Below are 24,392 nucleotides of genomic sequence, written 5' to 3' on the forward strand. Positions count from 1 at the left end.
ATCGGCTCAAGGTCGAGTGATCGGCCCAAGCGGTCAGATCAACCCGTGCTCGCTCAGATACTCCAACTGCGCTCGTACGGAGAGCTCGGCCGCCGGCCACAGCGAGCGGTCGACGTCCGCGTAGACGCGGCCCACCACGTCCGCCGCCGTGGTGAAGCCGTTCTCCACCGCCGTCTCCACCTGGGCCAGCCGGTGGGCGCGGTGGGCGAGGTAGAACTCGATGGCACCCTGCGCGTCGTCGAGGACCGGGCCGTGCCCGGGCAGCACGGTGTGGACGCCGTCGTCGACCGTGAGCGAGCGCAGCCGCCGCAGTGAGTCGAGGTAGTCACCGAGGCGGCCGTCGGGGTGCGCCACGACGGTGGTGCCGCGCCCGAGGACCGTGTCCCCCGTCAGCACGGCCCGGTCGGCGGGGAGATGGAAGCAGAGGGAGTCGGCGGTGTGGCCGGGGGTGGGCACCACCCACATCTCCAGGCCGCCGGTGGTGATCACGTCACCGGCGCCGAGCCCCTCGTCCCCGAGGCGCAACGCCGGGTCCAGCGCGCGTACGTGCGTACGCGTCAGCTCCGCGAAGCGGGCCGCGCCCTCGGCGTGGTCGGGGTGGCCGTGGGTGAGCAGGGTGAGGGCGACCCGCTTGCCCATCCGCTCGGTGGTGGCGACCACGTTCCGCAGGTGGGCGTCGTCGAGCGGTCCGGGGTCGATGACGACGGCGAGGTCGGAGTCGGGCTCGGCGACGATCCAGGTGTTGGTGCCGTCGAGGGTCATCGCGGAGGGGTTGGGCGCGAGGACGTTGACGGTACGGGTCGTGGCGGGGCCGGACAGCACCCCGCCGCGGGGCTGGCCGGGGAGGGCCGCGGCTTCGGTCACGCGGGGGCACCTTCCATGGGGAACGGGGGCGTGGTGGCGGGAGGAGTCACGAAGTGCCTCCGGCGGTGCGGACGCGCTTGGTGAACTCGTCGTGCCCGGGCCAGCTCAGCACGATCTCACCGTCGTCGCCGAGGCTCGCCTTCGCCAGTACGGGGGTGAGGTCGTGGGCCGCCGAGGCGGCGAGGGCGTCCGCGGGGGTGGCGTACGGGAGGAGGGCGCGCAGGGTCGAGACGGTCGGGGGCATCATGAGCAGCTCGCCCGCGTCGTACCCGGCCGTGGCCTCGGCGGGCCGGATCCACACCGTCCGGTCGGCCTCGGTGGAGGCGTTGCGGGTGCGCTGGCCCTCGGGGAGCGCGGCGACGAAGAACCAGGTGTCGTACCGCTTGGGCTCGAACTCGGGGGTGATCCAGCGGGCCCACGCGCCGAGCAGGTCCGAGCGCAGGACCAGGCCCCGGCGGTCGAGGAACTCGGCGAAGGAGAGGTCGCGGGCGACCAGGGCCTGGCGGTCGGCCTCCCAGTCGTCGCCGGTGGTGTCGCCCACGACGCTGTCGGCGTCGGGCCCGGCGAGGAGGACTCCGGCCTCCTCGTACGTCTCGCGGACGGCCGCGCAGACGATGGCCTGGGCGTCGTCCGCGCCCACGCCCAGGCGGGCCGCCCAGGTCTCCCGGGTGGGCCCGGCCCACCCGATCCGACGGGCGTCGTCCCGGGGGTCGACGCCGCCGCCGGGGTAGGCGTAAGCACCGCCGGCGAAGGCCATGGAGGTGCGGCGGCGCAGCATGTGCACGGCGAGCGGCCCGCCGCGCAGCAACATGACGGTGGCGGCGCGCCGGGGCTGCACGGGGGTGAGTTCGCCGTGGGCTAGGGCGCGGATGCGGTCGGGCCATTCCGGCGGGTACCACTGACCATTGGGCATGGCCGGAGGCTATCCCCTGACGCGCGCGTGTTCGAGACCACCCACTTCGCGCCGCGCCCTCTCTCTGTGGCTGCGCCCCAGCCCCCTTCCCCGGCACCGGCCGACCGTCCCCTTCCCGGGGCTTCGCCCCGGACCCCCGGTTCGTCTGCGGGCCGGTGGGGGCTGGTCGCGCAGTTCCCCGCGCCCCTTCTTGGGCCGGTGTTTGTCTGCGGACCGTGCTGGGTTGCTCGCGCAGTTCCCCGCGCCCCTTAAATGCCGCTGCGCGGCATCCGCTTTTTAGGGGCGCGGGGAACTGCGCGACCAGCCACAGACAACCCGCAGACGAACGGGGCCCGGGGCACAGGGGCCGCAGGCCCCGCGAGGAGATGCAGAGGGGCGCAGCCCCGCTGGGGGTGCAGGGCCGCAGGCCCGCCAGGGGGTACAGGGACGCCAGACCCGGCCCGGGGTGCAGGGGGCGGAGCCCCCGGGGAAACCCACCTCCCTCCACCCTCCCCCTCCCCCACCCCCGGACACCCCCGGAGGGTTTAGGGAAGGGGCGGGGTGGGGGCCCATCCGCCCGGGCCACACCGCGCACCTTTATTTCGGGCAAACACCCTTCTGCCGGGCTTCTCACCCCGTACTCAGACGGCTCTCATCCAGCGCCGCGAAGGTAATGCACATGACCTTCCCCGAGGAGCAGCCGAAGCAGCCGCAGCCGTATCCGCAGGCGTCCGGGGCCTACCCCCCGCCGCCCCCGTACGAGCCGAGCCGTCCCGTGCACGCCGGGCCCGGGACCACCATCTGGCCGTCGAACGGCAACGGGGCCGACGGGGGCATCCCCGGTGACCCTGGGTACACCGGCGCACCCGGCACCCCCGCACCCACCTCCCACCGCCGCGCCCGCCGTTCCGTCGGCCTCCTCGCCGCCGTCGCGCTCGCCGCCGCGGCCGTGGGCGGCGGGACCGCCACGCTCGTGGAGCGGTGGGCCGGGGGCGACACCAGCGCCAGCGCGCCCGGCATCGTGGGGACGAACGCCGCCAAGAACACCAACGGGACCGTCGCGGGCGTGGCCCAGGCCGTCTCGCCCAGCATCGTGGAGATCAGCGCGACCTCCGCCTCCGGCGAGTCCACCGGGTCCGGGGTGATCATCACCTCAGGCGGTGAGATCGTCACGAACAACCACGTGATCGCCGGGGCCGACCAGGTCAAGGTCCGGATGAGCGACGGCAAGACGTACACCGCGAGCGTCGTCGGCACCGACCCCGACAAGGACCTCGCGCTCATCAAGGTGCAGGGCGCCGGCGGGCTCAAGCCCGCGAGTCTCGGCAACTCCGACAACCTCAAGGTCGGCGACCAGGTCGTCGCCATCGGCTCCCCCGAGGGCCTGACCGGCACCGTCACCAGCGGCATCGTCTCCGCCCTCAACCGCGACGTCACCGTCGCGAAGGAGCAGGGCCAGGGACAAGGCCAGGGGCAGGGGCAGCAGGGCGGCGGGCGCGGCGGCTGGCCGTTCGAGTTCGGCGGGCAGCAGTTCAACGGCGACACCGGCTCGTCGAAGACCACGTACAAGGCCATCCAGACGGATGCCTCGCTCAACCCGGGCAACTCCGGCGGCGCGCTGATCGACATGAACGGCAACATCATCGGCATCAACTCCGCGATGTACAGCCCCAGTTCCGCGAGCCAGTCCTCCTCCTCGGCGGGCAGCGTCGGGCTCGGGTTCGCCATCCCGGTCAACACCGTCAAGGCCGACCTCGCCTCCCTGCGCTCCGGCAGCGGCAGCAACGACGGCGGCAACAGCAGCAACAGCTGATCCTCACGGCAGGCACAGGCGCGGCATGCGACGCTGGACAGCACCCGACCCGGACCACGCCGAACCACGCCGAACCACCGCCGGACCACACCCCGAGGAAGACCCGAGACCGATGAGCCCCGCACCCGCCGAGGACGACATCCAGCGCATCCTGATCGTCGACGACGAGCCCGCCGTGCGGGAGGCGCTCCAGCGCAGCCTCGCCTTCGAGGGGTACGGGACGGAGGTCGCCGTCGACGGTCTGGACGCGCTGGCCAAGGCGGAGGCGTACCGGCCGGATCTGATCGTCCTCGACATCCAGATGCCCCGGATGGACGGGCTCACCGCCGCCCGGCGGCTGCGCGGCGCCGGGTCCACCACCCCCGTACTGATGCTCACCGCGCGCGACACGGTCGGTGACCGCGTCACCGGGCTCGACGCGGGCGCGGACGACTACCTGGTCAAGCCGTTCGAGCTGGACGAGCTGTTCGCCCGGATCCGCGCGCTGCTGCGCCGCAGCTCGTACGCCGCGACGGCGGGCGGCGAGCAGCCCGACGAGAACGTCCTCACTTTCGGTGATCTGCGGATGGACCTGGCGACCCGTGAGGTGACGCGGGGCGAGCGGGTGGTGGAGCTGACGCGTACGGAGTTCACGCTCCTGGAGATGTTCCTGGCCCACCCCCGGCAGGTGCTGACCCGCGAGCAGATCCTCAAGGCGGTCTGGGGCTTCGACTTCGAGCCGTCGTCCAACTCCCTCGACGTGTACGTCATGTATCTGCGCCGCAAGACCGAGGCGGGCGGCGAGCCGCGCGTGGTGCACACGGTGCGGGGGGTGGGGTACGCCCTGCGTTCGGGCGGCGCGGAGTGAGAAGAGCGCTGCGGTGGTTCCGTGAACTGCCGCTCAGGTCCCGGCTCGCGCTGCTGGTCGCGACGGCCGTGACGGTGGCCGTGGCCGCGGTGGCCGCCGCGTGCTGGTTCATCACCCAGGGGGTGCTCACCAGCCAGCTCGACAACCGGCTGCGCAACCAGGCGGCGAGCTCGGCCAGCGAGGAGTACGCCAACGTCCTGATCCGGACCTGCCAGAGCCCCAACCCCGAGCCGATCCGACTGCCGGGCAACACCCCGCTGACCCAGGTGGTCTTCCCGGACGGCAGGGTGTGCGTCAACCTCCGGTCCGCCGACCTCCGGGTGGAGCGCTCGGACGTGGAGGTCGCGAGCGGGCTGCGCCCCGACGTCCTGCACACCACGACGGACAGCGCCGGGGTCGAGCGCCGCGTCTACACCAAGGCCGCCCGCATCACCGGCCCCGGCCAACAGAGCCGGGCCGCCGTCTCCATCGCGGTGCCGATGTCCGACGTGACGACGCCGCTCAACAAGCTGGCGATCGTCCTGCTGATCGTCTCCGGCATCGGAGTCATCGGGGCGGGCGCCGCCGGACTCTGGGTCGCGCGTACGGGGCTGCGTCCCGTGGACGAGCTGACCGGCACGGTCGAGCACGTGGCCCGCACCGAGGACCTCACCGTCCGCATCCCGGTCGAGGGCGAGGACGAGATCGCCCGGCTGTCCCGGTCCTTCAACGCGATGACCGCCGCCCTCGCCTCCTCACGCGACCGGCAGTCGCAGCTGATCGCGGACGCGGGGCACGAGCTGCGCACCCCGCTCACCTCGCTCCGTACGAACATCGAGCTGCTGGCCAGGAGCGAGGAGACCGGGCGGGCCATCCCGCCCGCCGACCGCAAGGCGCTGATGGCGTCGGTCAAGGCCCAGATGACCGAACTCGCCGCGCTGATCGGCGACTTGCAGGAGCTGTCCCGGCCGGACGCGGTCCGCGAGGGGCCCCTTGAGGTGGTCGCCTTCCACGACATCGCCAGGGCCGCGCTCGACCGCGCCCGGCTGCGCGGGCCCGAGCTGGAGATCAGGGCGGAGCTGGCCCCCTGGTACGTACGGGCCGAGGCGGCCTCCCTGGAGCGGGCGATCGTCAACGTGCTGGACAACGCGGTGAAGTTCAGCCCGCCGTACGGCACCGTCGAGGTCACCCTCGACCGGGGCACGCTGACCGTGCGCGACCAGGGCCCCGGCATCCCCGCCGACGAACTGCCGCACGTCTTCGAGCGGTTCTGGCGCTCGCCCTCGGCTCGCTCGCTGCCGGGCTCGGGGCTCGGTCTGTCCATCGTGGCCCGTACGGTTCAGCGCGCGGGCGGCACGATTACGCTCGGTGCGGCGGGGGACGGCAACGGCACGGTAGCCACGATTCGCCTGCCGGGCGCCCCTACCCCGCCGCCGGACACCCCGGACGCGTGAGCGCGCCGCTGGATGCGCTTGTCTCTCGGCTGCGGGCCGTCTGGGGCTGGTCGCGCCCACGCGGCGGAGCCGCAAATGTCACAGCCCCGCGCCCCTAAAGGCGAAGTGGGGCGCCGGAAACGCTCCGGCGCCCCACCTACGTATAAGACGGGATTACTCGCCCGTCACCTTCCCCACGACCGTGATCCGGCCGCCGGTCGGCGGCGCGAGCGGGGCGGACGCCGACGAGTTCGCGGACAGGTAGGCGTCGAAGACGTCCAGGTCGGAGGCGCCGACCAGCTTGTTCTTGCCCTGGCCGAGCGCCGCGAAGCCGTCGCCGCCGCCCGCGAGGAACTCGTTCATGGCGACGCGGTAGGTCTTCGCCGGGTCGAGGGCGGCACCGTTCAGCTTGACCGTGTCGACGAGGACGCGGTCCGCGCCCGTCTTGGTCATGTCGAGGGTGTAGGTGAAGCCCTTGGAGACCTGGAGGATCTTCGGGGAGGCCGTGTTGCCGCCGCTGACCTGCTGCTGGAGGCCCTGGATGATCTGGGCGCCGGTCAGGTCGACGACGTTCATCATGTTGGTGAACGGCTGGACGGTGAACGCCTCCCCGTAGGTGACGACCCCGTCGCCCTCGCTGCCGCTCGCCTTGTGGACGAGGTCGGAGCGGATACCGCCCGGGTTCATGAAGGCGAGCTGGGCGCCGCCCTTGTCGGCCGGGGAGAGCCCGGCGAGCTGCGCGTCCGCGATCAGGTCGCCGAGCGGCTTCTCGGGCGCCTCGGAGCCGCGGCCGTTGATGTCGGCGGAGACGTAGCCCTGCGGGCGGCCCGCGATCGGCGCGGCCAGCTTGTTCCAGCGGGCGATCAGGTCGGTGATGTCCTGCGCCTTGGCCTGGTCGCGGCGGACGATGCGGTTCACCGACTTCGGCGACTTCACGGCGGTCCGGACGATGTCCTTGGTCCGCTTGTCGTAGGTGAGCGTGGTCTCGGTGAAGAGCTTGCCGTAGGAGGCCGCCGAGGTGACCATGCGCGGGTTGCCCGCCGGGTCCGGGATGGTGCAGGCGTAGGCCTGGTGGGTGTGGCCGGTGACCAGCGCGTCCACCTTGGGCGTGATGCCCTTGGCGATGTCGACGATCGGGCCGGACAGACCGCTGCCGGGACCGGCGGAGTCGCAGTCGTAGTTGTACGCGTTGGTCGCCGGCATCCCGCCCTCGTGGATCAGGGCGACGATGGACTTCACGCCCTGCCGGTCGAGCTCCTTGGCGTACTTGTTGATCGTCTCGATCTCGTCGCGGAACTTCAGGCCCTTGACGCCGGAGGCGGTCACGACGTTCGGGGTGCCCTCCAGGGTCACGCCGATGAAGCCGATCTTGACGCCGTTCTTCTTCCAGACCGTGTACGGCTTGAGGATCGGCTTGCCGGTCTTCTCGCTGGTCACGTTGGCCGCGAGATACGGGAAGTCGGCGCCCGGGAACTTCTTGCCCTTCTCGTAGCAGCCCTCGACCGGGTGGCAGCCGCCGTTCTGCATCCGGGCCAGCTCGACCGCGCCCTCGTCGAACTCGTGGTTGCCCACGGCCGTCACATCGAGGTCGATCTTGTTGAGCGCCTCGATGGTCGGCTCGTCGTGGAAGAGGCCGGAAAGCAGCGGGCTGGCGCCGATCATGTCGCCGCCGGCGGCGGTGATCGAGTACGGGTGGCCCTTGCGCGCGGTGCGCAGCGAGGACGCCAGGTACTCGACGCCGCCGGCCGGTATGGACTTCACGGTCCCGTCGGCCTGCTTCTCGTTCACGGCCCCGGCCGAGCCGGCCGGCGGCTCCAGATTGCCGTGCAGGTCGTTGAAGGAGAGGAGCTGGACGTCCACCGTCCGCGAGGGCTTCGGGTGCCCGTGGCCGTGGCCCTTGTCGTGGGCGTCGGCCGCGGGCATCGCGGCGATGAGCGCGCCGAGCGTGGTGAGCCCGGCGGCGGCCGCCAGGACCCGGCGGCCCGCGCGGCCGCCGCGGTGCTTCTGGGGTGTCGCTGTCATCTCTCCCCTAAATGATTCAGCTGGTCGTGAAGCGAGTCGTCAAGCGTGTCGTGAAGCGAGTCACGAAACGTGGTCCGCGTGGCCGAAACCCGTGGGTAGGCCACCGCGAGCGGAAGCCTAGAGTCAACGCGCGTAGCGCGACAGGGGGGTGGGGTTACGAGATGGTTGCCGTTTGGCGGTACGTCAGCTTTTGCCCCCGGTCGCCGTACGCTCGTACACATGACGACTGACCCCGCCGTACCCGGCCCCTCCGGACGTGAGATCCAGACCCTCGACGAGCTGACCCACCCCCAGGCCCAGGAGGTCCTCGCGCTGCTCGCCGAGGCCGCCAGGACCGACGGGCAGCAGGCCGTGTCCGAGCAGGGGCGGCTCCAGCTGCGGGGCGGCCGACGGCCCGGAATCCGCCATTTCCTCCTCACGGTGACCACGGCCGAGGGGGCCGAACTGATCGGGTACGCGCAGCTGGAGGACACCGACCCCATCGAGGCACCGGCCGCGGAGCTCGTCATCCACCCCGCCCACCGCGGCCGCGGCCACGGCCGGGCGCTCGGCTCGGCGCTGCTCGGCGCCTCCGGCAAGCGGCTGCGGGTGTGGGCGCACGGCGGGCACTCCGCCGCCCGCCACCTCGCCCAGGTCCTCGGCCTCACGCTGTTCCGCGAACTGCGCCAGATGCGGCGGCCGTTGAGCCCGCCGGACATCGCCGAGCCGGTGTACCCGCCGGGCGTGAGCGTACGGACCTTCGTGCCCGGGGAGGACGACGCGGAGTGGCTGGCCGTGAACGCGGCGGCCTTCGCCCACCACCCCGAGCAGGGCGGGCTCACCCAGCGCGACCTGGACGACCGCAAGGCGGAGCCCTGGTTCGACCCGAAGGGCTTCTTCCTCGCCGAGCGCGACGGCCGGATCGTGGGCTTCCACTGGACGAAGGTGCACGCGGTGGAGAGGATCGGGGAGGTGTACGTGGTCGGCGTCAGCCCGGACGCGCAGGGCGGGGGCCTGGGCAAGGCGCTCACGGCGACGGGGCTGCGGCATCTTGCGGAGGAGGGGGTGCCGGTGGCCATGCTGTACGTGGACGCCGACAACACGGCGGCCGTGGCGGTGTACGAACGTCTCGGGTTCACCACGCACGAGGTGGACCTGATGTACCGGACGGAGTCCTGACTTCCTGCCGTCCTCGGGGTGCGGGCCGTGCTGGGCTTGTCGCGCAGTTCCCCGCGCCCCTGTAGGGCCCCCGGCACCGTCGGGCTCGGGCGGGACGGAGTGCAACCTGACATCCGCGTCAAGCCACGGATTCCCGCACGTCATGTCCTCGTTACCGGGCATTCAGACACGCTTGCGACGCTCACTCAATGCAGCCCGAGGTGCCACCCTCCCGGAACGGGACCGCCGCCCGCCCCAAGGCGCTCGCGCCTGCCCGCTCCGACGTGCTCTCCGACGCGCCTGACAGCGGCCCGGCGCGGAAGAATGGGTTTATGAGCCAGCAGCCCAGCGCCGAGGTCCACCTCCAGCCCGCCTCCCAGCCGTCGGTCGGTTCCATAGCCGCGCACCGGCCGCACACCCTCGCGGCCGCCGTCTCCGACCTGGAGCCGGACATCGACGCGGATCTGGACGGGTACGAAGGCTACGAGCGCGACCGCGAGGACGCACCCGGGGACGACGAGCTGCCCTCCGGGCGCTTCCTGGACCGCGAGCGCAGCTGGCTCGCGTTCAACGAGCGCGTCCTGGAGCTCGCCGAGGACCCGGCCACGCCCCTCCTCGAACGGGCTAACTTCCTGGCGATCTTCGCTTCCAATCTCGACGAGTTCTTCATGGTCCGGGTCGCGGGTCTGAAGCGCCGCATCGCCACCGGCGTCGCCACCCGGTCCGCCTCGGGGCTCCAGCCCCGCGAGGTCCTGGACCTGATCTGGACCCGGTCGCGCGAGCTCATGGCCCGGCACGCCGCCTGCTACCAGCAGGACGTGGCCCCGGCGCTCGCCGACGAGAACATCCACCTGATCCGCTGGCCCGACCTCACCGAGAAGGAGCAGGCGCGGCTCTTCACGCTCTTCCGCCAGCAGATCTTCCCGGTGCTCACCCCGCTGGCCGTGGACCCCGCGCACCCCTTCCCGTACATCTCGGGGCTCTCGCTCAACCTCGCCGTGGTCGTGCGCAACCCGGTCAGCGGCCACCGCCACTTCGCCCGGGTCAAGGTGCCGCCGCTGCTCTCGCGGTTCCTGGAGGCCTCGCCGCAGCGGTACGTGCCCCTTGAGGACGTCATCGCGGCGCACCTCGAAGAGCTCTTCCCCGGCATGGAGGTGCTCGCCCACCACATGTTCCGGGTGACCCGGAACGAGGACCTGGAGGTCGAGGAGGACGACGCCGAGAACCTCCTCCAGGCGCTGGAGAAGGAGCTCATGCGGCGCCGCTTCGGGCCGCCGGTGCGCCTGGAGGTCGAGGAGTCCATCGACCCGTACGTCCTGGACCTGCTGGTGCGCGAGCTGAAGATCAGCGACGCCGAGGTGTATCCGCTGCCGGGTCCCCTGGACCTCACCGGTCTCTTCGGCATCGCGGCCCTGGACCGGCCGGAGCTGAAGTTCCCCAAGTTCGTGGCCGGAACCCATCGCGACCTCGCGGAGGTCGAGTCGGCGTCGGCGCCGGACATCTTCGCCGCGCTGCGCGAGCGGGACGTGCTGCTGCACCACCCGTACGACTCGTTCTCCACCTCGGTCCAGGCGTTCCTGGAGCAGGCGGCCGCCGACCCGGACGTGCTCGCCATCAAGCAGACGCTGTACCGGACGTCCGGCGACTCGCCGATCGTGGACGCGCTGATAGACGCCGCCGAGTCCGGCAAGCAGGTCCTCGTGCTGGTCGAGATCAAGGCACGCTTCGACGAGCAGGCCAACATCAAGTGGGCCCGCAAGCTGGAGGAGTCGGGCTGCCACGTGGTGTACGGCCTGGTCGGCCTGAAGACGCACTGCAAGCTGTCGCTCGTGGTGCGCCAGGAGGGCGACACCCTGCGCCGCTACTCGCACGTCGGCACCGGCAACTACCACCCCAAGACGGCCCGCCTTTACGAGGACCTGGGGCTGCTCACCGCCGACCCGCAGGTCGGCGCCGACCTCTCGGACCTCTTCAACCGGCTGTCCGGCTACTCGCGCCGCGAGACCTACCGCCGCCTCCTCGTCGCCCCCAAGTCCCTTCGGGACGGCCTGGTCTCGCGGATCAACAAGGAGACCGCGCACCACCGCGCCGGGCGCCCCGCCTACGTACGCATCAAGGTCAACTCGATGGTCGACGAGGCCGTGATCGACGCCTGCTACCGGGCCTCGCAGGCCGGTGTGCCGGTCGACATCTGGGTGCGCGGCATCTGTGCGGCGCGCCCCGGCGTCACCGGGCTCTCCGAGAACATCCGGGTGCGGTCGATACTCGGGCGCTTCCTGGAGCACTCCCGGGTCTTCGCGTTCGGCAACGGCGGCGAGCCCGAGGTCTGGCTGGGCAGCGCCGACATGATGCACCGCAACCTCGACCGACGCATCGAGGCCCTGGTCCGGGTCACCGACCCGGCCCATCGCGCGGCTCTCACCCGGCTCCTGGAGACCGGCATGTCGGGCACCACCTCCTCCTGGCACCTGGGCCCGGACGGGGAGTGGACCCGGCACGCCGCCGACGCCGACGGACAGCCGCTGCGCCACGTACAGGAGATGCTGATAGACGCCCGGAGGCGCCGGCGTGCTACGCCATGACAAATCCCCGGGACCGGAGACCGCCGGGGACGTCCTGTCCCCCTATCTCCACGCGCAGGCGGGGGAATTCCTGCGCAGCCTCCGCCTCCACCGCGAGGCGGGGCCCGACAACGACGGCACCGAGGAGGCCGCGCGGGCGCTGCGGCGCGCCGCCCGCCGCATCAGCGGCACGCTGCACACCTTCCGCCCGCTGCTCGACCCGTCCTGGGCCGAACCCCTGCGTACGGAACTGGGCTGGCTGTCGGCCACGTTGGCCGGGGAGCACTCCTGCGCGGCCCGGCTCGCCCGGCTGCTCGACGGCCTCCAGCGGCTCTCCGGCACCCCTCAAGTCCCGATGCCACGCGGCGAGTCGGCGGCCGGGGCGCTCGCGGTGGGAGCGGCACGGGCGGGGGCGCTCCTGGACCGCCAGCTGACGCTGGCCCGCACCCGGGCGCACTCGGCGGCCCTGCAGGCGCTGGGCTCGTCCCGGTTCCACGCGGTGGCCGACGCGGTGGCGCTGCTGGCCAGCGAGGTGCCGCTGTCCAGCTCGGCGGCCGCGTACGCGGTGGAGGTGCTGCCGCCGGCCGCCCAGCTCGCCGAGCAGCGGCTCGTGGAGGCGGTGGCCGCGCTGCCGCTGGCTCGCGCGGCCCATCCGTACAACGCGGAGGCCCTGGTCCAGTCCGGCGAGGCGCAGGACGCCCCCTGGCACCAGGTGCGGCTGCTGCTCCGGCTGCACCGGTACGCCCAGGAGGCGCTGCACACCGGTCTGCCGTACGAGGACGACGACCGGCTGCTGCGGGCCGGGCGGGCGCTCGACCGGCACCGGGACGCCTCGGAGGCCGCTGCCGCCGCGGCGGCCGCCGCCCGCACCCCGAGGATCGCCCCGGCGACGGCGTACGCGCTGGGGGTGCTCCACGCCGACCAGCGGCACGAGGTGGAGGCGGCCCGGTTCGCCTTCCAGCAGATCTGGCAGCCGATGACGGCGGTGGCCGCGCCCGTGACCGCCCCGACGGTGACCGCGCCGTGAACCGGGACGGGCGGGTGCTCGCCGCGGGCTGCGTCCTGTGGCGGCGCTCCCCGTGGGGCGACGGCGGGCTTGAGATCTGCCTGGTCCACCGCCCGAAGTACGACGACTGGTCGCATCCGAAAGGCAAGCTCAAGCGGGGCGAGGAGCCGCTCGCGGGGGCGGTCCGGGAGGTCCTGGAGGAGACTGGGCACAGCTGTGTGCCAGGTGCCCGGCTGCCGAGCGCGTACTACGTCGACGCCCAGGGCCGTCCCAAGACGGTCGACTACTGGGCCGCCGAGGCGGGCGAGGGGCGCTTCGTACCCGGAGACGAGGTGGACCGGCTGCTGTGGCTCTCCCCGGCGGCCGCCCGCCACCGGCTCACCCAGCCCCGCGACCGGCAGCTGGTCGACGCCCTGCTGGAAGCGCTGCACCAGGCCTGACGGGAAGGGGCTCCGCGACACCCCGGGGACGCCCTCCGGCGGGGTGCGGTTCACCTCCGGAGCCCGCTGAACACAAACAGATAACGGTCGGCACCGCACTGTCCGCCATGGTTCACCTTCCGTTCACTCTCCTCCGTCGGCGGCTTCACCTGTTCTGCCTAATTTCGGCCTTACACGGTGCGAGGCGACCCGCCCGACCGGACACCTCTTCGCACGCCGCCGTACAACGAACGGACACCGGCGGCTCCTGGAAGGAACACCCGAAAGTGAAGCTTCAGCGCAAGAACCGGCTCCGCGCCACCGCTCTCGGCGTCATCGCCGTGTCCAGCGCCCTGGCCCTCACGGCGTGCGGCAGCGACGACAACGACAAGGGTTCGAACTCCACCGGCGGCACCGGCAAGACGAGCGCCGCGTCGAACATCAAGTGCGACGGCGCCAAGGGCCAGCTGCTGGCCTCCGGCTCCTCCGCGCAGAAGAACGCCATGGACCTGTGGGTCAAGAACTACATGGCGGCCTGCAAGGGTGTGGAGATCAACTACAAGGCCTCCTCGTCCGGCGAGGGCATCATCGCCTTCAACCAGTCCCAGGTCGGCTTCGCCGGCTCCGACTCCGCGCTGAAGCCGGAGGAGGTCGCCAACTCCAAGAAGATCTGCACCGGCGGCGGCCAGGGCATCAACCTCCCGATGGTCGGCGGCCCGATCGCGATCGGCTACCACCTGGAGGGTGTCGACAGCCTGGTCCTGGACGCCCCGACCGTCGCGAAGATCTTCAACAGCAAGATCAAGAACTGGAACGACGAGGCCATCGCCAAGCTGAACCCGTCGGCCAAGCTCCCGGACAAGGCGATCCAGGCCTTCCACCGCTCGCAGGACTCCGGCACCACCCAGAACCTCGGCAAGTACCTCGGCGCCACCGCCAAGGCCGACTGGCCGTACCCGGCCGAGAAGAAGTGGCCGGCCCCGGGCGGCCAGGCCGCGGCGGGCTCCTCCGACGTCGCCGCGCAGGTCAAGCAGACGGACGGCGCGATCGGCTACTTCGAGCTCTCGTACGCCACCGCGCAGTCGATCAAGACCGTGGACCTCAACACGGGTGCCGCGGCCCCGGTCAAGGCCACCCCGGAGAACGCCTCCAAGGCGATCGCCGCCGCCAAGATCAAGGGCACCGGCAAGGACCTGGCCCTGAGCCTGGACTACGCCACCAAGGCCGACGGCGCCTACCCGCTCGTCCTCGTCACGTACGAGATCGCCTGCGACAAGGGCAACAAGGCCGACACCCTCGGCACGGTCAAGTCCTTCCTGACCTACACCGCCAGCGACGAGGGCCAGAAGATCCTGTCGGACGCCGGCTACGCGCCGATCCCGGCCGAGATCAACGCCAAGGTCCGCGAGACCGTCACCGGCCTCCAGTAACACCTGTCGGGCCGACGGACGACCGCTGAGCCGGTCGTCCCAAGGCCTCCGGGGCGGGGGTCCCGATCCGGCCCCCGCCCCCACCATCCGGTGCACCGCCGCCAGGGGACTCCTGCCGTCCCCGCCCACAGACCGGAAAGATCAATGGCTTCCATAACCACGAACACCCCGCCGCCACCAGCGGCTCCGGCACCCGCCCTGCGCCGCAAGTCCACCGGCCGCGCGGGCGACAAGGTCTTCCTCGGCCTCTCCCGGGGATCCGGCATCCTCCTGCTCGTCCTGATGGCGTCGATCGCCGTCTTCCTGAGCGTCCGCGCCGGCATGGCCATCTCGAAGGACGAGGGCAACTTCCTCACGACCTTCGACTGGGACCCCGCCGCGCAGAAGCCGGTCTTCGGCATCGCCGTCCTGCTCTTCGGCACGGTCGTCAGCTCGATCATCGCGATGGTCATCGCGGTTCCGATCGCTGTCGGCATCGCGCTGTTCATCTCGCACTACGCGCCGCGCAAGCTGGCCGCACCCCTCGCCTACGTCGTCGACCTGCTCGCCGCGGTCCCGTCGATCATCTACGGCATCTGGGGCGCCCTCGTCCTCGTGCCGTACCTCGAAGGCCTGAACTCCTGGCTCGACGAGTACCTGGGCTGGACGTACGTCTTCGAGAAGACCGAGGTGGGCGTCGCCCGGTCGCTCTTCACCGTCGGCATCCTGCTCGCGATCATGATCCTGCCGATCGTGACCAGCGTGAGCCGCGAAGTCTTCCTCCAGGTCCCGCGGATGAACGAGGAGGCCGCGCTGGCCCTCGGCGCCACCCGCTGGGAGGTCATCCGGATGTCGGTGCTGCCCTTCGGCCGCTCCGGCATCATCTCCGCCTCGATGCTCGGCCTCGGGCGCGCGCTCGGCGAGACGATGGCCGTCGCCACGGTCCTCTCCCCGAGCTATCTGATCTCGCTCCACCTGCTCAACCCGGGTGGCGGCACCTTCGCCCAGAACATCGCGGCGAAGTTCGACGAGGCCAACCAGCTCGGCCGGGACGCCCTGATCGCCTCCGGCCTGGTCCTCTTCGTCCTCACCCTGCTGGTCAACGGCGCGGCCCGCCTGATCATCGCGCGCCGCAAGGAGTACTCGGGGGCGAACGCCTGATGTCGAACGCAGTAGTCCAGGACACCCGCCCGCCCGCGTCCGCGCCCCGCAAGGGCAGCCTGAGCCGCCGGGGCCTGCCCCGCTGGGCCGGGGCCGCCTTCGGCGCCGCCGGCCTCGCGCTCGGCTGCGGCATCGGCCTCGTCTTCGGCCTCGACAGCAAGGTCCAGTGGGGCCTGCTCTCCGCGATCCTGTTCGTGCTCATCTCGTACGTGGCCACCTCGGTCGTCGAGAACAAGCGCCAGGCCAAGGACCGCGTCGCCACCAGCCTCGTCTGGGTGTGCTTCATCCTCGCGCTCGTCCCGCTGGTCTCCCTGCTGTGGACGACGATCAAGCGCGGCAGCAAGGCCCTGAACGGGGACTTCCTCTCGCACTCGATGAACGGCGTCACCGGCTTCGAGCCCGGCGGCGGCGTCTACCACGCGCTGATCGGCACCCTGGAGCAGGTCGGCATCGCCACCCTGATCTCCGCCCCGCTCGGCCTGCTGACCGCGGTCTACCTGGTGGAGTACGGCAAGGGCGCGCTCGCCAAGGCGGTGACCTTCTTCGTCGACGTCATGACGGGCATCCCGTCGATCGTCGCGGGCCTGTTCATCCTCACCCTGATGCTGATGTTCGAGCTCAAGCCGTCCGGCTTCATGGGCTCGCTGGCGCTGTCGATCCTGATGATGCCGGTCGTGGTCCGCTCCACCGAGGAGATGCTCAAGCTCGTCCCGAACGAGCTGCGCGAGGCCTCGCTGGCCCTCGGCGTGCCGAAGTGGCGCACGATCCTGAAGGTGGTCCTGCCGACCGCGATCGGCGGCATCACCACGGGCGTCATGCTCGCCATCGCCCGTATCGCCGGTGAGACCGCCCCGATCATGCTGCTCGTCTTCGGCAGCCAGCTGATCAACACGAACCCCTTCGACGGCGCCCAGTCCTCGCTCCCCTTCTACATCTGGGAGCAGTACCGGGTCGGCAGCGACGCGTCCTACGACCGCGGCTGGGCCGCGGCCCTGGTGCTGATCGCCTTCGTCATGATCCTCAATCTGGTGGCCCGCGGCATCGCCCGCTGGAAGGCCCCCAAGACCGGTCGCTGACGCGGCCACTCAGCGACCCTTTCTCACCCGCTCGAAAGAAGCAGTGATCCCCATGGCCAAGCGAATCGACGTCAGCGGCCTGACCGCGTACTACGGCTCCCACAAGGCGATCGAGGACATCTCGATGACCGTGGAGCCCCGCTCCGTGACCGCCTTCATCGGCCCGTCCGGCTGCGGCAAGTCCACGTTCCTGCGCACCCTGAACCGGATGCACGAGGTCACCCCCGGTGGCCGCGTCGAGGGCAAGGTGCTCCTGGACGACGAGAACCTGTACGGCAAGGACGTCGACCCGGTCGCCGTGCGCCGTACGGTCGGCATGGTCTTCCAGCGCCCGAACCCGTTCCCCACCATGTCGATCTTCGACAACGTGGCGGCCGGGCTGCGGCTGAACGGTTCGTACAAGAAGAACCAGTTGGCGGACGTCGTCGAGAAGTCCCTCAAGGGCGCGAACCTCTGGAACGAGGTCAAGGACCGCCTCAACAAGCCCGGCTCGGGCCTGTCCGGCGGCCAGCAGCAGCGTCTGTGCATCGCCCGCGCGATCGCGGTCGAGCCGGACGTCCTCCTGATGGACGAGCCGTGCTCGGCGCTCGACCCGATCTCGACCCTCGCCATCGAGGACCTGATCGGCGAGCTGAAGGAGCGCTTCACGATCGTCATCGTGACGCACAACATGCAGCAGGCGGCGCGCGTCTCGGACCGCACGGCCTTCTTCAACCTGGCGGCCGTCGGCCAGCCCGGCCGTCTCGTCGAGATCGACGAGACCGAGCGGATCTTCTCCAACCCGTCCGTCCAGGCCACGGAGGACTACATCTCGGGCCGCTTCGGCTAGGCCCGCCCACAGACGTCTGCGGTGCTGCATGGCGGTGCCACCGCAAGACGAAGGGCCCGCCTCCTGGTGTCAGGGGGCGGGCCCGTTTTTTTGGCCCGGGGTTTGCCTGCGGACCGTCTTGGGCTGGTCGCGCAGTTCCCCGCGCCCCTGAAGGACTGTGGCTGAGCTGGGTTCTCCGACTGCGGCGGACTACCTAAGGGGCGCGGGGAACTGCGCGAGCAACCCGGCACGGTCCGCAGACGAACCGAGGTCCTTTGAGGGGCGCGGGGAACTGCGCGACAAGCCCCCACCGGCCCGCAGACAAAAAAAAGGGCCCGGGGCGAAGCCCCGGACCCCACAGTGCGGCTCAGCCGAAGAAGATCCGCACCACGTAATAGCTCGCCGCCGCGACGAGCGCAGCCGCCGGCATCGTGATGAACCACCCCAAGATGATGTTCTTCGCGACACCCCACCGCACCGCGTTGACCCGCTTGGTCGCCCCCACACCCATGATCGCCGAGGTGATCACATGCGTCGTGGAGATCGGCGCGTGGAACAGGAACGCAGACCCGAACATGATCGACGCACCCGTGGTCTCCGCCGCGAACCCCTGCGGCGGATCCAGCTCAATGATCTTGCGCCCGAGCGTCCGCATGATGCGCCACCCACCCGCGTACGTCCCCAGCGACAGCATCGCCGCGCACGCGATCTTCACCCAGATCGGGATCTCGTCGCCCGCGGACTGCACGTCCGCGATGACCAGGGCCATCACCACGATGCCCATCGTCTTCTGCGCGTCCTGGAGACCGTGGCCGAGCGCCATGCCCGCCGCCGAGACGGTCTGCGCGATACGGAAGCCGCGCTTGGCCTTGTGCGGGTTGGCCTTGCGGAACATCCACAGGATCGCGCACATCACCAGATAGCCGACGACGAGGCCGACCACCGGGGAGATGAACATCGGGATGACGATTTTTTCGAGCACGCCGTTCCAGTGGACCGTCGTCCCGCCCGCGAGCGCCGCGCCGACCATGCCTCCGAACAGGGCGTGCGAGGACGAGGACGGCAGCCCGAAGTACCAGGTCACCAGGTTCCAGATGATCGCCCCGACCAGCGCGGCGAACAGGATCCCCATCCCCTTGTTGCCCTCGGGCGTGGCGATCAGGCCTTCGCTGACGGTCTTGGCGACGCCGCTGCCGAGGAAGGCACCGGCCAGGTTCATGACCGCGGCCATCGCCAGCGCCGCGCGCGGGGTCAGCGCCCGCGTCGAGACGGAGGTCGCGATGGCGTTCGCCGAGTCGTGGAACCCGTTCGTGTACGTGAATCCGAGCGCGACCGCGATGGTCACGACCAGTGCAAAGGTGTCCACGAAGCTCAGGACTCCTTGACGGCGATGGTCTCCACCGTGTTCGCCACGTGCTCGAAGGCGTCGGCGGCCTCTTCGAGTACGTCCACGATCTGCTTGAGCTTGAGCACCTCAATGGCGTCGTACTTGCCGTTGAAGAGATGGGCGAGCAGCTTGCGGTGGATCTGGTCGGCCTGGTTCTCCAGCCGGTTGACCTCGATCCAGTACTCGGTGAGGTTGGACATCGTCCGCAGGTTCGGCATGGCCTCGGCGGTCAGCTCGGCCGCCCGGGCCAGCACCTCGATCTGCTGCTCGACACCCTTGGGCAGTTCCTCGACGTTGTAGAGGACGACGAGGTCGACGGCCTCCTCCATGAAGTCCATGATGTCGTCGAGCGACGAAGCGAGGGTGTAGATGTCCTCGCGGTCGAACGGCGTGATGAACGAGGAGTTCAGCTGGTGGAAGATCGCGTGGGTCGCGTCGTCGCCCGCGTGCTCCGCTGCCCGCATCCGCTCCGCGATCTCGGCCCGGGATGCGTTGTCCGCTCCGAGCAGTTCCATCAGGAGCTTCGAGCCCGTGACGATGTTGTCCGCGGATGCGGCGAACATGTCGTAGAAGCTCGTCTCCCTGGGGGTCAGACGAAAGCGCACGTGGGGTCCTCGGGGTGCTTTGGATTCGGTCAGGCTGATGCTAGGCGCATCATCCGGCCACGGCTAACCGGCGTACTTCAGTGTCGCCCATCAGGCACAGTGATCAGCACGGGCCCCCGGCCCGTTTCCGGGCCCGCTTTCGCAGGGTTCGTTACCCTATACCCACGAGGGGTATCCACCCCCTCTTCGCACCACGGGAGGACGCGATGACAACCACCGAGCCCGCCGAGCCGGACACCGTCCTCACGGACCAGCCGCACGCCGTGCACGGCTACCACAAGCAGAAGGACGAGCACCTCAAGCGGCTGCGCCGCATCGAGGGCCAGATCCGCGGGCTCCAGCGCCTGGTGGACGAGGACGTCTACTGCATCGACATACTCACCCAGGTCTCCGCCTCCACCAAGGCCCTCCAGTCCTTCGCCCTCCAGCTCCTGGAGGAACACCTGCGGCACTGCGTGGCGGACGCGGCGGTCAAGGGCGGCGGCGAAATCGACGCAAAGGTAGAAGAAGCCACAAAGGCAATCGCGCGCTTGCTGCGCACGTAAGGGACCGGGCACTGGCGCTGCACCCACACCCCGCCGCGCCTCACGCAACCTGCCGCCGCCGCTGTGGGGGCTGGGGCTGCCGCCCCACACCCCGCCGCGCTGCACGCACCCCTGCCGCCGCTGGTGGCCGCCCCGCCACCACCGTGCGCAACCTTGCCGCCGCCGCTGTGGGCATGCGTGCCGCTAGGGGCGGCACGGGTGGGCACAGCGGCAACCCCGTCCCGCCGGGCTGCGCAACCCGCCCTGACCCCAGCCCCGCCATATGCGTCAGGCTGAGAACGGTCTGCAGCCCGGTGGGCACAACGGGTGGAGGCACCACGTCGAGGCCACCGGGGCGGGCACGCCCGCCCGGCACACCCACGTGGCCGGAATCAGCCCCCGCCCCCGCCCCCCGCACGCCCCTCCGGCTCGACCTTGAGTACCTCGTCGATCAGGTCCGGACTGAGCCGCTCCCCGTCCGCGGCCGACGCGGCGATCATCAGCTCGCCGCACAGCTCGATCTCGACGAGGGCCACGTGGTCCTGGACGGTTGCGCTGCGAAGCCCGGCCACGCACCTCACCCCTCTACCCCTCTTTCTGCCGTCGTCGGCTTCCTAGCGTAGGGAGGAGGACACACACCGCGCATGGCACGGACGGACCATTTCCGCCACCGCCCATGACTGAATTCCCGAACGCCCCCCGAACCGCTATGACTCGATCTTTCCGGCGTAGATGTCCCGCTCCGCCGGCAGCCGTACGACCGCGGGCACCCCGAACCCGTACAGCAGCGTGGTCGAGGCGACCGCGACCGTACGCCCCCCGTTGACGTAGCTGAACTGCTGGCGCAGCTTGCGCAGCAGCCCCTGCGCGTCGAAGTACGCGTCGAACGGAACCGCGCCCTTCGACCTGCCGAACCCTTTCGCCGCAGCCGCCAGCGAGCCGCGCGCGTGCGGCCCGGCCGCGCCCGCCGCGCGGGGGATGTCGGCGGTGCCCCGGTAGTGCCGGACCCGGACGCCCGCCAGGTCCTCCTCGCCCACGAAGCTCACCGCGCCCGCCCCGCGCAGCAGTTCGGCCGCGACCATCGGGTCGGTGACCCCGCCGGTCACCAGATTGCCGTCGGGCAGCGTCGCCGTGTCGACCCGGACCCACTTGTCGGCGGGGACGCCCGCGCCTCGGTTCTTCATGTACAGCGCGCCGGGCGCGAGCAGTTCGGTGATCGGCCGGTGCTCCTCCGCGCCCGCCGCGTCCTGGGGCAGCAGCACCTTCAACTGGCCCATGCGGCGCGTGAAGTCGTACACCCCCTCGCCCCGGATCGTCACCCGCGTCCCGCCCGCGGCCATCTCCATGGAGGTGCTGGCCTTGGAGCTGCGGGCGGCCACCAGCGCGTCGACGGCCCCCGCCACCACCTGGCCCGGCTCGACCGTGTGCGCGTCAGGACCGCCGGCGCCCGGGAAGCCGCCGGCCCCGCACCCGGCGACGAACACGCCCGCGGCGGCCACCGCGGCAGCCGTCGCGCCGGTCACGACGGCACCGGCGAACCCCGCGCCCCCACGCCTCTGCCACCGCACCGTCATCGCCGTCCAACCCCCAAACGCCATCCACGACCCGCCACACCACCCGCCCCGCTTAACGACCGCGTCCCCACCCCGGTCACGCCCGCGCCCGGCCCTGGGTACCGTGGTCGAGTGCCCCACCAAGCCTCAGCTCCTGAGCACCGCACCACCACGACGGAACGCGGCAGCTTCGCCCATGCCCGCTGCGCCTGCGGCTGGACCGGCCCCGCCCGCCGCTCCCGCGACAAGGCGAGAACGGACGCGGAGCAGCACGAGTCGGCGGCCTAGCCGAACCTGAGCCGAGCCGGACCCGGGCAACGTCCCGTTCGAAGAACGGGGCGGTTCGGAACCGGGACGCCCGGGAAGACCTCCCCGCATGGACCGCCGTTCCCTCCTCGCCGCGGGGGCCGGCGCCGCCCTCGCCGCCACGGCGTCCGCCTGCACCTCCGGCGCCACCCGCGAGCAGCCCTCCAAGACCTCCGGGCAGCCCACGGCCACCGGCGGCACCGGGCCCGCCGCGACCGCCTCCCCGGCCGCCTGGACCGCCCTCGCGCGCTCGCTCGCCGGGAACCTCGTGCGGCCCGGCGACGCCGCGTACCCGACCGCGCGCCAGCTCTACAACACCCGCTTCGACGGCCTGAAGCCGGCGGCCGTCGCGTACGTGGCGAACGACTCCGACGTCCAGGAGTGCCTGGCGTTCGCCCGCGCCCACCGCACCCCCGTCGCCCTGCGCAACGGCGGCCACTCGTACGCCGGGTGGTCCTCCGGCACCGGCCGCCTCGTCCTCGACGTGTCGAAGCTCGACCGCGTCCGCGCCGACGGCGACACCGCCGCGGTCGGCGCGGGCGCCCGGCTGCTCGACGTCTACCTCGCGCTGGGCAGGAACGGCCGTACGATCCCGGGCGGCTCCTGCCCCACCGTCGGCATCACCGGCCTCACCCTCGGCGGCGGCCACGGCGTCGCCACGCGCGCGTACGGGGCGACCTGCGACAGCCTCACCTCCGCGACCCTGATCACCGCCGACGGCAGGCGGCTCACCGCCGACGCCGACCGCGAGAGCGACCTCTTCTGGGCCCTGCGCGGCGCGGGCAACGGCAACTTCGGCGTCGTCACCGGACTCGCCTTCCGTACGCACGACGCCCCCCAGACCGTCATCGCGTATCTGACCTGGCCCTGGGCGAGGGCTCGGGCGGTGATCGAGGCCTGGCAGGAGTGGGGACCCGACCAGCCCGACGAGATCTGGTCCGCCGCCCATCTCGCGGCGGCCGCGGGCGGCACGGCGGCCGGGGCGGCCCCCACGGTCGACGTCTCCGCGTTCTCGCTGGGCTCCTACGGCGACCTCCAGAACGCCGTGGACCGCCTCGCCGACCGCGTCGGCGCCCCCGCCGCCTCCGTCTCGCTGCGCCGCCACGGCTACACCGACGCGATGCTCGCGTACGCCGGGTGCGCGGCCCTCTCCGAGGCGCAGTGCCACCTCGCGGGCACCACCCCCGGCCGCACCCCGCAGGGCTCCCTCCAGCGCGAGACGTACGCCGCTCGGTCCGCCTTCTTCGACCGGGCGATCCCTTCCGACGGCGTACGGGCCCTGCTCGCCAGGACCGAGGCCTTCGGGAGCGTGCCGGCCGCGCGGGGCGGCGGGGCGGGCAGCGTGGCGCTCACGGCGCTCGGCGGGGCGCTGAACCGCGTGTCCCCGACGGCGACGGCGTTCGTGCACCGCCGCTCGCGGGTGCTCGCGCAGTACATCGCCTCCTGGCGCCCGGGCACCCCCGGAACGGTCCAACGGGCATGGCTGAATACCACCCATGACGCACTGAGCCGGTACGCCAACGGCGCCGCCTACCAGAACTACGCCGACCCGGAGCTGACGGACTGGCGCAAGGCGTACTACGGCGCCGCGGCACCCCGGCTGGCCGAGCTCAAGCGCCGGTACGACCCGACGCGCGTGTTCGACTTCCCGCAGGCGCTGTAGCCGGGCGGACGGGGTGAACCGCCCGGGCGAACCGCCTTACGCCGCCAGGTCGTTCTCGCCCGGCCCCGCGCCCGGCCCCGTCCCCTTCCCCGCTCCCGACCGGGGCTCGGGCAGGTCCACGGCGAGCCGCAGCGAGGACTGGCCGGCCCGCCGCGACCGTACGAGACGGCCGAGCCGGGGCGAGCGGGCGACCGTCGACACCAGCGGGGTCAGCAGCATCAGCGCGAGCGGCGCGAGCAGCAGCGTGACGGCGGTGCCCAGGGCGAAGCCGCCGACCACGTCCGTGGGGTAGTGCACGCCCATGTAGACCCGGCAGAAGCCCTCGGCGAGCGCCAGGCCGATCGCGGCGAGCCCGAACTTGCGGTGTGCGACGAAGAGTCCGGCCCCGATCGCCATCGCCATCGTGGCGTGGTCGCTCACGAACGAGTAGTCCGTCTTGCCGTCGACGAGGACGTCGAGTCCCTTGTGGGAGACGAAGGGCCGGGGCCGCTCCACGAATCCCCTGATGGGGATGTTGACGAGCAGCGCGATCCCGGCGCCGAGCGGCGCCCAGACGAGAGCGGCGAGGGAGGAGAGGGCGCTCTCGCGGTCCTCGGTGCGGCGCAGGCTCCACCAGCACCAGAGCACGAGGAGGACGAGGGCGAGCAGGATGCCGTACTCGCCGACGAACTCCATGACGCGGTCGAACCACGTGGGGGCGGAAGCGGCGAGTCCGTTGATGTCGTAGAGCAGGCTGACGTCCGGGTTCGACCCGTCCAGCGCGAGTCCAGCCATGCCGAGGCCCCTTGCCTGTGCGTGTAGCTACCAACCCCCGTGGTCAGTACTCCTGCGGTCACTGTCCACTGAACGGCCTGAACGGCCCTCGCGTTCCACTCTCCACGGAATGATCACCACGACGTTATCGAAGAGAGACTCATCGTCGCAGCT

General features: G+C 71.5%; 22 protein-coding genes. 14 read left to right on the forward strand and 8 right to left on the reverse strand.

Going from position 1 to position 24,392, the window contains the following annotated elements:
• Window positions 1-33: 33 nt before the first annotated feature.
• Both QIY60_RS11610 and QIY60_RS11615 read right to left on the reverse strand, forming a co-directional pair.
• Entirely contained in the window at window positions 34-864 is an 831-nt protein-coding gene (locus tag QIY60_RS11610; RefSeq protein ID WP_283142341.1) for an MBL fold metallo-hydrolase, read from the reverse strand.
• A gap of 46 nt (window positions 865-910) precedes the next feature.
• Window positions 911-1,777, reverse strand: coding sequence for an NUDIX hydrolase (locus QIY60_RS11615; RefSeq protein ID WP_283142342.1), 867 nt, complete (start codon window positions 1,775-1,777; stop codon window positions 911-913).
• Window positions 1,778-2,435: 658 nt separating this feature from the next.
• Here QIY60_RS11615 and QIY60_RS11620 point away from each other — a divergent pair.
• The 3 genes from QIY60_RS11620 to QIY60_RS11630 all read left to right on the forward strand — a co-directional run bounded on the left by QIY60_RS11620 (window position 2,436) and on the right by QIY60_RS11630 (window position 5,849).
• Window positions 2,436-3,569 (forward strand): trypsin-like peptidase domain-containing protein, encoded by a 1,134-nt coding sequence (locus QIY60_RS11620; RefSeq protein ID WP_283142343.1) that lies wholly within the window; start codon window positions 2,436-2,438, stop codon window positions 3,567-3,569.
• Between the two features lie 112 nt (window positions 3,570-3,681).
• A complete protein-coding gene (locus tag QIY60_RS11625) occupies window positions 3,682-4,416 on the forward strand; it encodes a response regulator transcription factor (protein ID WP_283142344.1) in 735 nt (244 codons plus the stop codon).
• Complete coding sequence (locus QIY60_RS11630; RefSeq protein WP_283142345.1) at window positions 4,413-5,849, forward strand: HAMP domain-containing sensor histidine kinase; 1,437 nt, start codon at window positions 4,413-4,415, stop codon at window positions 5,847-5,849. The genes QIY60_RS11625 and QIY60_RS11630 overlap by 4 nt, the downstream gene beginning before the upstream one ends.
• Before the next feature lie 153 nt (window positions 5,850-6,002).
• Here QIY60_RS11630 and QIY60_RS11635 read toward each other — a convergent pair whose 3' ends face one another.
• A complete protein-coding gene (locus tag QIY60_RS11635; protein WP_283142346.1) occupies window positions 6,003-7,850 on the reverse strand; it encodes a bifunctional metallophosphatase/5'-nucleotidase in 1,848 nt (615 codons plus the stop codon).
• Between the two features lie 219 nt (window positions 7,851-8,069).
• On the opposite strand from QIY60_RS11635, the gene mshD reads away from it, so the two are divergent.
• The 8 genes from mshD (at window position 8,070) to pstB (ending at window position 17,448) form a co-directional block, all read left to right on the forward strand.
• Window positions 8,070-9,008 carry a mycothiol synthase gene (gene mshD / locus QIY60_RS11640; RefSeq protein ID WP_283142347.1) on the forward strand — a complete coding sequence of 313 codons (939 nt, stop codon included), beginning with the start codon at window positions 8,070-8,072 and terminating at the stop codon, window positions 9,006-9,008.
• A 311-nt stretch (window positions 9,009-9,319) separates the two neighbouring features.
• Window positions 9,320-11,569 (forward strand): RNA degradosome polyphosphate kinase, encoded by a 2,250-nt coding sequence (locus tag QIY60_RS11645; protein ID WP_283142348.1) that lies wholly within the window; start codon window positions 9,320-9,322, stop codon window positions 11,567-11,569.
• Window positions 11,556-12,575: a CHAD domain-containing protein gene (locus QIY60_RS11650; protein WP_283142349.1), complete on the forward strand. Its 1,020-nt coding sequence runs from the start codon at window positions 11,556-11,558 to the stop codon at window positions 12,573-12,575. Before QIY60_RS11645 ends, QIY60_RS11650 begins: the two co-directional genes overlap by 14 nt.
• Complete coding sequence (locus QIY60_RS11655; RefSeq protein WP_283142350.1) at window positions 12,572-12,994, forward strand: NUDIX hydrolase; 423 nt, start codon at window positions 12,572-12,574, stop codon at window positions 12,992-12,994. The genes QIY60_RS11650 and QIY60_RS11655 overlap by 4 nt, the downstream gene beginning before the upstream one ends.
• 266 nt (window positions 12,995-13,260) lie before the next feature.
• Complete coding sequence (gene pstS, locus QIY60_RS11660) at window positions 13,261-14,403, forward strand: phosphate ABC transporter substrate-binding protein PstS (protein WP_283142351.1); 1,143 nt, start codon at window positions 13,261-13,263, stop codon at window positions 14,401-14,403.
• Between the two features lie 144 nt (window positions 14,404-14,547).
• Complete coding sequence (gene pstC / locus QIY60_RS11665) at window positions 14,548-15,543, forward strand: phosphate ABC transporter permease subunit PstC (protein ID WP_283142352.1); 996 nt, start codon at window positions 14,548-14,550, stop codon at window positions 15,541-15,543.
• Window positions 15,543-16,619, forward strand: a complete 1,077-nt coding sequence (gene pstA / locus QIY60_RS11670) for a phosphate ABC transporter permease PstA (protein ID WP_283142353.1) — start codon at window positions 15,543-15,545, stop codon at window positions 16,617-16,619. The genes pstC and pstA overlap by 1 nt, the downstream gene beginning before the upstream one ends.
• Before the next feature lie 52 nt (window positions 16,620-16,671).
• A complete protein-coding gene (gene pstB, locus QIY60_RS11675) occupies window positions 16,672-17,448 on the forward strand; it encodes a phosphate ABC transporter ATP-binding protein PstB (protein WP_283142354.1) in 777 nt (258 codons plus the stop codon).
• A gap of 346 nt (window positions 17,449-17,794) precedes the next feature.
• Here the strand turns inward: pstB and QIY60_RS11680 are convergent, their stop codons facing one another.
• Together QIY60_RS11680 and QIY60_RS11685 are read right to left on the reverse strand one after the other, a co-directional pair.
• Window positions 17,795-18,793, reverse strand: coding sequence for an inorganic phosphate transporter (locus QIY60_RS11680; protein ID WP_283142355.1), 999 nt, complete (start codon window positions 18,791-18,793; stop codon window positions 17,795-17,797).
• A 5-nt stretch (window positions 18,794-18,798) separates the two neighbouring features.
• The gene (locus QIY60_RS11685; RefSeq protein WP_283142356.1) at window positions 18,799-19,419 is read right to left on the reverse strand and encodes a DUF47 family protein; all 621 of its coding nucleotides are present in this window, start codon (window positions 19,417-19,419) and stop codon (window positions 18,799-18,801) included.
• Between the two features lie 206 nt (window positions 19,420-19,625).
• On the opposite strand from QIY60_RS11685, the gene QIY60_RS11690 reads away from it, so the two are divergent.
• Complete coding sequence (locus QIY60_RS11690; protein ID WP_188272847.1) at window positions 19,626-19,964, forward strand: metal-sensitive transcriptional regulator; 339 nt, start codon at window positions 19,626-19,628, stop codon at window positions 19,962-19,964.
• Between the two features lie 371 nt (window positions 19,965-20,335).
• Here the strand turns inward: QIY60_RS11690 and QIY60_RS11695 are convergent, their stop codons facing one another.
• Complete coding sequence (locus QIY60_RS11695; RefSeq protein WP_283142357.1) at window positions 20,336-20,515, reverse strand: hypothetical protein; 180 nt, start codon at window positions 20,513-20,515, stop codon at window positions 20,336-20,338.
• Window positions 20,516-20,650: 135 nt separating this feature from the next.
• On the reverse strand, window positions 20,651-21,517 hold the full coding sequence (locus QIY60_RS11700) for a hypothetical protein (protein ID WP_283142358.1): 867 nt from the start codon (window positions 21,515-21,517) through the stop codon (window positions 20,651-20,653).
• A gap of 111 nt (window positions 21,518-21,628) precedes the next feature.
• Between QIY60_RS11700 and QIY60_RS11705 the strand changes: the two genes are divergently transcribed.
• A complete protein-coding gene (locus QIY60_RS11705; protein ID WP_283142359.1) occupies window positions 21,629-21,784 on the forward strand; it encodes a hypothetical protein in 156 nt (51 codons plus the stop codon).
• 88 nt (window positions 21,785-21,872) lie between these two features.
• A complete protein-coding gene (locus QIY60_RS11710) occupies window positions 21,873-23,465 on the forward strand; it encodes an FAD-binding oxidoreductase (RefSeq protein ID WP_283142360.1) in 1,593 nt (530 codons plus the stop codon).
• Between the two features lie 36 nt (window positions 23,466-23,501).
• Here the strand turns inward: QIY60_RS11710 and QIY60_RS11715 are convergent, their stop codons facing one another.
• Complete coding sequence (locus QIY60_RS11715; protein WP_283142361.1) at window positions 23,502-24,239, reverse strand: phosphatase PAP2 family protein; 738 nt, start codon at window positions 24,237-24,239, stop codon at window positions 23,502-23,504.
• Between the last annotated feature and the right edge of the window lie 153 nt (window positions 24,240-24,392).

The organism is Streptomyces sp. BPTC-684 (genome assembly GCF_030028635.1).
Classification (GTDB): Bacteria; Actinomycetota; Actinomycetes; order Streptomycetales; family Streptomycetaceae; genus Streptomyces; species Streptomyces noboritoensis.

Excerpts from the sequence above, each read along its gene's own strand:
- QIY60_RS11715 (WP_283142361.1), bottom strand. The coding sequence starts at position 24,239 with ATGGCTGGACTCGCGCTGGACGGGTCGAACCCGGACGTCAGCCTGCTC.
- QIY60_RS11645 (WP_283142348.1), top strand. The coding sequence starts at position 9,320 with ATGAGCCAGCAGCCCAGCGCCGAGGTCCACCTCCAGCCCGCCTCCCAG.
- pstC (WP_283142352.1), top strand. The coding sequence starts at position 14,548 with ATGGCTTCCATAACCACGAACACCCCGCCGCCACCAGCGGCTCCGGCA.
- pstB (WP_283142354.1), top strand. The coding sequence starts at position 16,672 with ATGGCCAAGCGAATCGACGTCAGCGGCCTGACCGCGTACTACGGCTCC.
- QIY60_RS11700 (WP_283142358.1), bottom strand. The coding sequence starts at position 21,517 with ATGACGGTGCGGTGGCAGAGGCGTGGGGGCGCGGGGTTCGCCGGTGCC.
- QIY60_RS11710 (WP_283142360.1), top strand. The coding sequence starts at position 21,873 with ATGGACCGCCGTTCCCTCCTCGCCGCGGGGGCCGGCGCCGCCCTCGCC.
- pstA (WP_283142353.1), top strand. The coding sequence starts at position 15,543 with ATGTCGAACGCAGTAGTCCAGGACACCCGCCCGCCCGCGTCCGCGCCC.
- QIY60_RS11635 (WP_283142346.1), bottom strand. The coding sequence starts at position 7,850 with ATGACAGCGACACCCCAGAAGCACCGCGGCGGCCGCGCGGGCCGCCGG.
- QIY60_RS11625 (WP_283142344.1), top strand. The coding sequence starts at position 3,682 with ATGAGCCCCGCACCCGCCGAGGACGACATCCAGCGCATCCTGATCGTC.
- QIY60_RS11620 (WP_283142343.1), top strand. The coding sequence starts at position 2,436 with ATGACCTTCCCCGAGGAGCAGCCGAAGCAGCCGCAGCCGTATCCGCAG.
- QIY60_RS11615 (WP_283142342.1), bottom strand. The coding sequence starts at position 1,777 with ATGCCCAATGGTCAGTGGTACCCGCCGGAATGGCCCGACCGCATCCGC.
- mshD (WP_283142347.1), top strand. The coding sequence starts at position 8,070 with ATGACGACTGACCCCGCCGTACCCGGCCCCTCCGGACGTGAGATCCAG.
- QIY60_RS11690 (WP_188272847.1), top strand. The coding sequence starts at position 19,626 with ATGACAACCACCGAGCCCGCCGAGCCGGACACCGTCCTCACGGACCAG.